The sequence below is a fragment of the Pseudomonas sp. S31 genome, from assembly GCF_016648105.1.
Taxonomy (GTDB): Bacteria; Pseudomonadota; Gammaproteobacteria; order Pseudomonadales; family Pseudomonadaceae; genus Aquipseudomonas.
In genome coordinates, this window is record NZ_JACVVE010000003.1 from 218,276 (window position 1) to 227,893 (window position 9,618).

A 9,618-nucleotide genomic window follows, 5' to 3' on the forward strand; every position below is an offset into this window, starting at 1 on the left:
ATGGGGGACTTGAATGTCCGTACGACGCACACGCAAAGACGATGGCAGCCAGTGGACCGTAGCCGACAGCCGAAGTGTCTATGGGATCCGCCACTGGGGCGCTGGTTATTTCGCCATCAATGAGGCCGGGCGCGTCGAAGTGCGCCCCAATGGCCCTGGCAGCGCATCCATCGACCTCTACGAGCAGGTCGACCAACTGCGCCAGAGCGGCCTGTCGCTGCCGCTGCTGGTGCGCTTCCCGGATATCCTGCAGGACCGCGTGCGCCAGCTGACCGGGGCGTTCGACGCCAATATCGCGCGCCTGGAGTACCAGAGCCAGTACACCGCGCTGTACCCGATCAAGGTCAACCAGCAGGAGGCGGTGGTGGAGAACATCATCGCCACGCAGAACGTCTCGATCGGCCTGGAGGCCGGTTCCAAGCCGGAGCTGCTGGCGGTGCTGGCGCTGGCGCCCAAGGGCGGCACCATCGTCTGCAATGGCTACAAGGATCGCGAGTTCATCCGCCTGGCGCTGATGGGCCAGAAGCTTGGCCACAACGTGTTCATCGTCATCGAGAAGGAATCCGAGGTCGCCCTGGTGATCGAGGAGGCCGCCGAGCTCAAGGTCAAGCCGCAGGTCGGCCTGCGCGTGCGCCTGTCGTCGCTGGCGTCGAGCAAGTGGGCCGACACCGGCGGCGAGAAATCCAAGTTCGGGCTGTCTGCAGCGCAACTGATCTCGGTGGTGCAGCGCTTCCGTGATGCCGGGCTGGACCAGGGCATCCGCCTGTTGCACTTCCACATGGGCTCGCAGATCGCCAACCTGGCCGACTACCAGCACGGTTTCAAGGAAGCCATCCGCTACTACGGCGAGCTGCGTGCGCTGGGCCTGCCGGTCGATCACATCGACGTCGGCGGTGGCCTGGGCGTGGACTACGACGGCACGCACTCGCGCAATGCCAGCTCGATCAACTACGACATGGACGACTACGCCGGCGTGGTGGTGGGCATGCTCAAGGAGTTCTGCGACGCGCAGGGCCTGCCGCACCCGCACATCTTCTCCGAGAGCGGTCGGTCGCTGACCGCGCACCACGCGATGCTGGTGATCCAGGTGACCGATGTCGAGAAACACAACGACGACGTACCGACCATCGAGAACAAGGAAGCCCTGCCGGAAACCGTGCAATGGCTGGTCGACCTGCTTGGCCCGACCGATATCGAGATGGTCACCGAAACCTACTGGCGCGCCACCCACTACCTGGGCGACGTGGCGGCGCAGTATGCCGATGGCAAGATCAGCCTGGCCGAGAAAGCCCTGGCCGAGCAGTGCTACTTCGCCGTCTGCCGTCGCCTGCACAACTCGCTGAAGGCCCGCCAGCGCTCGCACCGCCAGGTGCTGGACGAACTCAACGACAAGCTTGCCGACAAGTACATCTGCAACTTCTCGGTGTTCCAGAGCCTGCCCGATACCTGGGCCATTGGCCAGGTGCTGCCGATCATTCCGCTGCACCGCCTGGACGAAGAGCCGATGCGTCGCGCGGTGCTGCAAGACCTGACCTGCGATTCCGACGGCAAGATCAACCAGTACGTCGACGAACAGAGCATCGAGACCAGCATGCCGGTGCACGCGGTCAACGAGGGCGAGGACTACCTGCTGGGCGTGTTCCTGGTCGGGGCGTACCAGGAGATCCTCGGCGATATGCACAACCTGTTCGGTGACACCGACTCGGTGAACATCTACCAGAACGCCGACGGCAGCGTGTACCACGCCGGGATCGAGACCCACGACACCATCGAGGACATGCTGCGTTATGTGCACCTGTCGCCGGAGGAACTGATGACGCATTACCGCGACAAGGTAGCCAGCGCCAAGATCAGCGCACGCGAGCGGACCCAGTTCCTCGATGCGCTGCGCCTGGGGTTGACGCGGTCTTCGTACTTGTCTTCCTGACCCAAAAAGGGGCCGCTATGCGGTAATGCTGTTCACTTAGGGCTGCTTCGCAGCCCATCCGGCCGGTCCGGCGCCCCGGCAAGGCCGCTCCTACAAAAACCGCGCAAGCCAACATTCACGGGCTCAGGCGGACCCTGTAGAAGCGGCCTTGGGCCGCGAAAGGGCCGCAAGCGGCCCCAAATTGCTTGACTGACTGGCATTACGCTATGCGGCCCCTTTATCTTGGAGGGGCTTTTGCCGTGAGTTCGATGGTGATTGGCGCGACGACACCATTCTCTTCGAGAATCGATGTGCTTGAGTAGCTGTATACCTTGTCTTGGGTTCGGGCCACTATTTTCAAGTCTTCCACATGTTCTATCGCGCCCGATTGCCGTGTCACCAGAAAGGGTGTGAGTTTCTTGAGATTCGGTAATACCTCATCCCGTTGAGCCTGTTCCGCCACAAAATACAAATAGGTCAACGGGACTGTAGCGCCACCGTCGTCGCTGAGTACTTCATAGACCGCGCTGTGCTTTCCAATCGGTGTGACCGAAACAACTTTGGTCAAGACAGGGTGGGATCTCGAGCTGAGAATCCATAGGGCTTGTCCGAGATTGAGCAGGAGCAAAACGGCTATGAACCATTTAGTAGCCAAACGACTTCGCATATCTGATACCTGCCTTGATCCATTCCTGATCTTCTGGATCATCACCGTAAGGAGGGTCTCCCCACCACGAGCCAAACGTAGAGTTACTCGTGCCTGCACGACTCTGCGCCCACCCAGCTCCTCTCAGCAGGAATTCTTCCGAAAGACCCGCAGCAGTTCCAGTTGCGCCGTAGTTGAAGTTTCCCAAGGCCTCATATTCCCTTCCTTGCTGCTTGTAATCCCAATCGCCGTGGTTGCGCACCTTGGAGTAGAACCACGAGACTAAAAAACCAGTACCGCCATTTTTAAAGTAAAGACGTTCGCGACTGGCAGCATGCATATTACTTAGTACAGAAACTCCCGAGGGGGTAGGTGGAGGGTACATCGCGGCTCCTTGCTCATGGCATGGGTAAGATGATTTCCCTTCCTTGGGCAGAGCATTTCTTGCTTAAACCATCCAAGACGGTCAAGTGAGTTTGTTTTTCATATTGTGTTCTTCGGCTACGCAACCCACTTCCCTTGCTGGTTCAATTTCCACCCCACCCACCCCAGCGTCACCGCCCGCAACGCCATGAAGCCCAGGAACGCCAGCCACAAGCCATGGTTGCCGAACCCGCTCATCAGCCACGCCACGGGCAGCGCGATCAGCACCGACACCAGCATCGCATTGCGCATCTCCCGCGCCCGCGTGGCGCCGATGAACAACCCGTCCAGCAAGTAGCTCCACACCGCGATTACAGGCAGCACGGCCAAGTATGGGAGATACGGATAGGCCGCCGTGCGCACGCTGTCGATATCGGTTTGCAGGTCGATGAACAGGTGCCCGCCGAGCAGGAAGGCTCCGGCGAAAACCAGGCTGATGATCAGCGACCAACCACCGGCGACCACCAGCGAGCGGCGCAAGGTGGTACGGTCGCTCGCGCCAATGGCATGGCCGCACAGCGCCTCGACGGCATGCGCCAGGCCATCGAGGGCATAGGCGGTCAGCAACAGGCCATTGAGAAGCAGGGCGTTGGCCGCCACCGTGGCCTCACCCAACCGCGCGCCCTGCACGGTAATTGCCAGGAACACCAGTTGCAGCGCCAGGCTGCGCAGGAAGATGTCGCGGTTCACCGCCAGCAACGGGCGCCAGGCCTGCCAGCGCTTCAGCGCTGCCCAGGCGATTCGCCCAGGGTAGGCGCGCAGCGCCGGGCGGGTCAGGGCCAGGCCCAGCAGCGCGGCGCTCCACTCGGCGATCACCGACGCCCGCGCCGAACCCAGCACGCCCCAGTCCAACCCCAGCACGAACCATAGGTTGAGGGCGATGTTCAGCAGGTTGGTGGTCAGCAGGATCGCCAAAGGCGCCCGCGCGTTCTGGGTGCCGAGGAACCAGCCGACCAGGGCGTAGCTGGCCAGCGCTGCGGGCAGGCCGAGCAGGCGGGTGTGGAAGAAGGTCTCGGTGGATTGCTGCAGTGCCGCGCTCGGTTGCATCGCCTGTAGTGCAAGCTGGCTGAAGGGCAGGGCCAGCAGGCCGATCAGCAAGCCCAGGCCGGCTGCCAGCAGCAGCCCTTGCGCCAGCACCTGGCGCAGCGCCGCGCCGTCGGCGCGCCCGGCGGCCTGGGCGGCGAAGCCGGTGGAGCCCATGCGCAGGAAGCCGAGCAGGCCAACCATGAAGGTGAACAACGTCGCGCCCACGGCCACGGCGCCCAACTGGTGAGCGTGGGGCAGGTGGCCGATGACGGTGCTGTCGACCAGCGCCACCAGCGGCACCGAGATGTTGGAGAGGATCATCGGCGCGGCGAGTGCCCAGACCTTGCGGTGCGTGGAGCGATGCTGCCAGTCGGTGGACAGTTGCGACATTGGATTTCCTGAGGCTGTGGGGCCGCTCACACTGTGGGAGCGGGCGTGCCCGCGAAGCGCCCCCCATGTTCGGCAGGCCGCATTGTAACGGCCCGGCAACCAACGCGTGCGAACACTGTCTCATTCGACGGTCGGTGGCAGGTATCGCGCCGACCGTTACGTTATAGTTGCTGCCCTCACCTCCACGCTGCCCAAGAGTTTCTACTCCATGTTCAACAAAGGATTGTTGCTGGCCTGCGCGCTGGCCTTGCTCAGTGCATGTGACTCTTCGTCCCCCGACAAACCCGCGCCGGCTGAAAAACCTGCAGCCACCGCTCCGGCCACGACGCCGGCGCCCAAGCGCGAGGACCCGGCGGTGCTCGCCAAGCGTTACGAGGGACGCGAACTCAGCGTGCTGGATGTGTCGGAAGTCCAGGTCGACGGCGCCAGCGCGCTGTCGATCAGCTTCTCGGCGCCGCTCGACGCCGACCAGGACTTCGCCGCCCGCGTGCACCTGGTGGACACCGTAAAAGGCAAGCTCGACGGCGCGTGGGAGCTGTCCGACAACCAGATGGAGTTGCGCCTGCGCCACCTCGAGCCGCAGCGCAAGCTGGTACTGACCGTCGACAAGGGCCTGCGCGCGGTCAACGGCCAGCAGTTGGCCGACGAGTCGGTCAGCCGCCTGGAAACCCGTGACATGCAGCCGACCGTAGGCTTCGCCAGCCGCGGCTCGCTGCTGCCCACGCGCCTGGCCGAAGGCCTGCCGGTCATTGCCCTGAACGTCGCCAAGGTCGATGTCGAGTTCTTCCGGGTCAAGCCGGAAATGCTCTCGACCTTCCTCGCCAACTGGGGGCGCAACAGCAGCCTGTACTACTACCAGTCGAAGGAAACGCTGAACATGGCCGACCTGGTCTACAGCGGCCGCTTCGACCTCAACCCTGCGCGCAACACCCGCGAGACCGTGCTGCTGCCCATCGCCGGTATCAAGCCGCTGCAGGAGCCCGGGGTGTACCTGGCGGTGATGCGCGCCTCGGGCACCTACGATTACTCGCAGCCGGCCACCCTGTTCACCTTGAGCGACATCGGCGTTTCCGCGCACCGCTACCGCGACCGCCTGGATGTGTTCGCCCAGGCACTGGAAGGCGGCAAGGCGCTCAAGGACGTCAAGCTCGAACTGCACGACGACAAGGGCAAGCTGTTGGCCCAGGCCAGTACCGATGGCGCCGGTCATGCGCAACTGCCGATCACTGCCAAGGCCGATACCCTGATCGCCACCCAGGGCGTGCACACCACGTTGCTGCGCCTGAACACTGCGGCCCTCGACCTGGCCGAGTTCGACATCACCGGGCCGCAGGCCAATCCGCTGCAGTTCTTCATCTTCGGCCCACGCGACCTCTATCGCCCCGGCGAGACCGTGCTGCTCAACGGCCTGCTGCGCGATCAGGATGGCAAGCCGGTCAAGGCCCAGCCGGTCAATGTGGAGGTGCGCCGCCCCGATGAACAGGTGAGCCGCAAGTTCGTCTGGGAAGCCGATGCCAACGGCCTGTTCCAGTACCAGTTGCAGTTGGCCACGGAGGCGCCGACCGGGCGCTGGCAGTTGCTGCTCGACCTGGGTGGTGGGCGCAAGCAGGTCTACGAGTTCCTGGTCGAGGACTTCCTCCCGGAGCGCCTGGCGCTGGAACTCAAGGGCAGTGCCAAGCCGCTGTCGCCCGATCAGGATGCTCGGATCCAGGTCAATGGCCGCTACCTGTACGGTGCCCCGGCCGCCGGCAACCGCCTGAGCGGCCAGGCCTATGTGCGCCCTCTGCGCGAAGCGGTGCCGGCCCTGCCAGGCTACCAGTTCGGCGCGGTCACCGAGACCGACCTGAACCAGGACCTGGAACTTGACGAAGTGACCCTCGATCAGGCCGGCAAGGCCGTGCTGGATATCGAAAGCCGCTGGGCCGAGGCCCGCTCGCCGCTGCAACTGACCGTGCAGGCCAGCCTGCAGGAGTCTGGTGGCCGGCCGATCACTCGCCGCCTCGAACAGCCGATCTGGCCGGCGGAGCGCCTGCCGGGCCTGCGTGGCCTGTTCGACGGCGACGAGACCGACAGCGATGGCCCGGTGGAATTCGAGTTCCTGGTCGCCGACCGCGACGGCCACAAGCTTGCCGCCGACGAACTCAAGGTACGGTTGGTGCGCGAGCGCCGCGACTACTACTGGAACTACTCGGACAGCGACGGTTGGAGCTACAACTACAACGAGAAATTCCTCACCCAGAGCGAGCAGACACTGAGCGTCAAGGCCGGCTCCACCGCCAAGCTCAGCTTCCCGGTGGAGTGGGGGCCGTACCGCGTCGAGGTCGAGGACCCGCAGACCGGGTTGGTGTCCAGTGCACGCTTCTGGGCCGGCTACCGCGCCCAGGACAACGCCGAAGGCGGTGCGGTGCGCCCCGACCAGGTCAAGCTGGCGCTCGACAAGCCGGCCTACGCCGATGGTGCCACGGCCAAGGTCACCGTGACCCCGCCAGCGGCCGGCAGCGGCTACCTGATGGTCGAGTCCAGCGAGGGCCCGCTTTGGTGGCAGGAGATCGACGTGCCGGCCGAAGGCAAGACCTTCGACGTCCAGCTGGACAAGCAGTGGGCCCGTCACGACCTGTACATCAGCGCCCTGGTGATCCGCCCCGGCGAGCGCAAGGCCAATGCCACGCCCAAGCGTGCCGTGGGTGTGCTGCACCTGCCGCTGGCCCGTGCCGAGCGCAAGCTCGCGCTCAGCCTGCAGGCACCGGAGAAGATGCGCCCCAAGCAGCCGCTGACGGTCCGCTTCAAGGCCGCCAACGCCGACGGCAGCATTCCCAAGCAGGTGCACGTGCTGCTGTCCGCGGTGGACGTCGGCATCCTCAACATCACCGACTTCAAGACCCCCGACCCGTTCGCCAGCCTGTTCGGGCGCAAGGCCTACGGCGCTGACCAGCTGGACATCTACGGGCAGCTGATCGAAGCCGGCCAGGGCCGCCTGGCCAGCCTGGCGTTCGGCGGTGACGCGGCAATGGCCAAGGGCGGCAAGCGCCCAAACACCACGGTGACCATCGTCGCCCAGCAAAGCCTGCCGGTGACCCTGAACGACCAGGGTGAAGGCGAGGCGACAGTCGAGATTCCCGATTTCAACGGCGAACTGCGACTGATGGCCCAGGCCTGGACCGACGAACACTTCGGCATGGCCGAGGGCAAGACCGTGGTCGCCGCGCCGTTGATCGCCGAACTGTCGGCGCCGCGCTTCCTGGCCGGGGGCGATCAGACCAACCTGGCGCTGGACCTGGCCAACCTGTCTGGCCGCGCCCAGCAATTGAGCGTCGAGCTCACCACCGAAGGCCAGCTGAGCCTGGCCACGGGCGCCCAGCAGAGCGTCGCCCTGGCCGAAGGCCAGCGCCGCACGCTGCTGATCCCGGTGCAGGCCGAGGGAGGCCTGGGCCAGGGCAAGGTGCGGGTGCGGGTCAATGGCCTGCAGTTGCCCGGCGAGCCGGCCACTGCCTTCGAACGCGAGTGGACTCTGGGCGTGCGCCCGGCCTACCCAGCGATGCTCAAGCATTACCGCGTGGCCCTCAAGGACCAGCCGTGGTCGCTGCCCGAAGCCGACCTGGCCGCCTTCGAGCCCGCTGGCCTCGAGGCCAGCCTGGCCCTGTCGAGCCGCCCGCCACTGAACCTGGCCGAGCAGATCCGCGCCTTGGAGGCCTACCCGTACGGCTGCCTGGAGCAGACCACCAGCGGGCTGTACCCATCGCTCTATGCCGATGCCGAAAGCCTCAAGCGTCTGGGCATCAAGGGCGAGCCGGCCGAAGTGCGCAAGCGCAAGATCGAGATGGGCATCGAGCACCTGCTGGGCATGCAGCGCTACAACGGTAGCTTCGGCCTGTGGAGTTCGGACAGCGAGGAAGAGTACTGGTTGACCGCCTATGTCACCGACTTCCTGCTGCGCGCCCGCGACCAGGGCTACGGCGTGCCGGCCGAGGCCTTGAAGAAGGCCAACGAGCGTCTGCTGCGTTACCTGCAGGAGCGCAACCTGATCGAGGTCGACTACAGCGAGAACGCCGAGCACACCCGCTTCGCCGTGCAGGCCTATGCGGCGCTGGTGCTCGCGCGCAGCCAGCAGGCGCCGCTGGGGGCCCTGCGCAGCCTCTTTGATCGCCGCGCCGATGCGCGCTCCGGCCTACCGTTGGTGCAACTGGCGGTGGCGCTGGACAAGATGGGCGACAAGCCACGCTCGCAACAGGCCTTGCAGGCCGGGTTGGGCATCAGCCGTAGCAAGGGCTGGATGGCCGACTACGGTAGCAGCCTGCGTGACCAGGCGCTGATCCTCGCGCTGTTGCAGGAGAACGACCTGGCCAGCGGCCAGGTCGACCAGCGCCTGTTCGCCCTCTCCGATGAACTGGCGGCCAACCGCTGGCTGTCGACCCAGGAACGCAACGCCCTGTACCTGGCCGGTCGTGGTCTGCTCGGCAAGCCTGAAGGCCAGTGGCAGGCACGCCTGGACAGCGCCGGCGAGGTGCGCGAGCTGAACAATGCCGAAGCCGGCCTGAAGCTCGAAGGGCCGCTGCTGCAGTCGCCGCTGAGCGTGCAGAACCAGGGCAGCGAGACCCTCTACCAGCAGCTCACGCTGTCGGGCTATCCGCGTCAGGCACCGGCTGCCATGGGCAATGGCATGGAGATTCGCCGCGAATACCTGGGCATGAACGGCCAGGCCCTGGACCTGCACAACCTGCGCAGTGGTGACCTGGTGCTGGTGCACCTGGCGCTCAAGTCCCAGGACCGGGTGCCGGATGCGCTGGTGGTCGACCTGCTGCCGGCGGGCCTGGAGCTGGAAAACCAGAACCTGGCGCAGAGCGCGGCCAGCCTGGACAACGCCAGCAGCGCGGTGAAGCAGTGGCGCGAGTCGATGCAGAACGCCAGCGTGGTGCACCAGGAGTATCGTGATGATCGCTACGTGGCCGCGCTCAAGCTCGACGGCTACGGCACCACTCACCTGCTATACCTGGCTCGGGCGGTAACGCCAGGGACCTATCGCGTACCGCCACCGCAGGTCGAGTCGATGTACCGGCCGAACCTGCAGGCGGTCGGTGATGGGCAGGGGGAGATGACGGTCAGGGCCCGATAGGGTGGGGACGAGCGGCCCTTGTAGGAGCGGGGGGGGGGGGGGGCCCCCCCCCCCCCCGGGGGGGGGCCCGGGGGGGGGGGGGGGGGGGGGGGGGGGGGGGGGGGGGGGGGGGGGGGG

At 65.5% G+C, this 9,618-nt stretch carries 5 protein-coding genes; 2 read left to right on the forward strand and 3 right to left on the reverse strand.

Annotation, left to right across the window (positions count from 1 at the left end):
• Positions 1–13: 13 nt before the first annotated feature.
• Positions 14–1,927: an arginine decarboxylase gene (speA, locus tag IAE37_RS04755; protein ID WP_201169975.1), complete on the forward strand. Its 1,914-nt coding sequence runs from the start codon at positions 14–16 to the stop codon at positions 1,925–1,927.
• A gap of 217 nt (positions 1,928–2,144) precedes the next feature.
• Here speA and IAE37_RS04760 read toward each other — a convergent pair whose 3' ends face one another.
• The 3 genes from IAE37_RS04760 to IAE37_RS04770 form a co-directional block, all read right to left on the reverse strand.
• On the reverse strand, positions 2,145–2,573 hold the full coding sequence (locus IAE37_RS04760; RefSeq protein ID WP_236409782.1) for a hypothetical protein: 429 nt from the start codon (positions 2,571–2,573) through the stop codon (positions 2,145–2,147).
• Complete coding sequence (locus IAE37_RS04765; RefSeq protein WP_201169979.1) at positions 2,551–2,937, reverse strand: polymorphic toxin type 44 domain-containing protein; 387 nt, start codon at positions 2,935–2,937, stop codon at positions 2,551–2,553. The genes IAE37_RS04760 and IAE37_RS04765 overlap by 23 nt, the downstream gene beginning before the upstream one ends.
• A 116-nt stretch (positions 2,938–3,053) precedes the next feature.
• Complete coding sequence (locus IAE37_RS04770; RefSeq protein WP_201169983.1) at positions 3,054–4,391, reverse strand: MATE family efflux transporter; 1,338 nt, start codon at positions 4,389–4,391, stop codon at positions 3,054–3,056.
• A gap of 208 nt (positions 4,392–4,599) precedes the next feature.
• On the opposite strand from IAE37_RS04770, the gene IAE37_RS04775 reads away from it, so the two are divergent.
• Positions 4,600–9,501: an alpha-2-macroglobulin family protein gene (locus IAE37_RS04775; RefSeq protein ID WP_201169985.1), complete on the forward strand. Its 4,902-nt coding sequence runs from the start codon at positions 4,600–4,602 to the stop codon at positions 9,499–9,501.
• The last annotated feature ends 117 nt before the right edge of the window (positions 9,502–9,618 follow it).

Excerpts from the sequence above, each read along its gene's own strand:
- speA (WP_201169975.1), top strand. The coding sequence starts at position 14 with ATGTCCGTACGACGCACACGCAAAGACGATGGCAGCCAGTGGACCGTA.
- IAE37_RS04760 (WP_236409782.1), bottom strand. The coding sequence starts at position 2,573 with ATGCGAAGTCGTTTGGCTACTAAATGGTTCATAGCCGTTTTGCTCCTG.
- IAE37_RS04765 (WP_201169979.1), bottom strand. The coding sequence starts at position 2,937 with ATGTACCCTCCACCTACCCCCTCGGGAGTTTCTGTACTAAGTAATATG.
- IAE37_RS04770 (WP_201169983.1), bottom strand. The coding sequence starts at position 4,391 with ATGTCGCAACTGTCCACCGACTGGCAGCATCGCTCCACGCACCGCAAG.
- IAE37_RS04775 (WP_201169985.1), top strand. The coding sequence starts at position 4,600 with ATGTTCAACAAAGGATTGTTGCTGGCCTGCGCGCTGGCCTTGCTCAGT.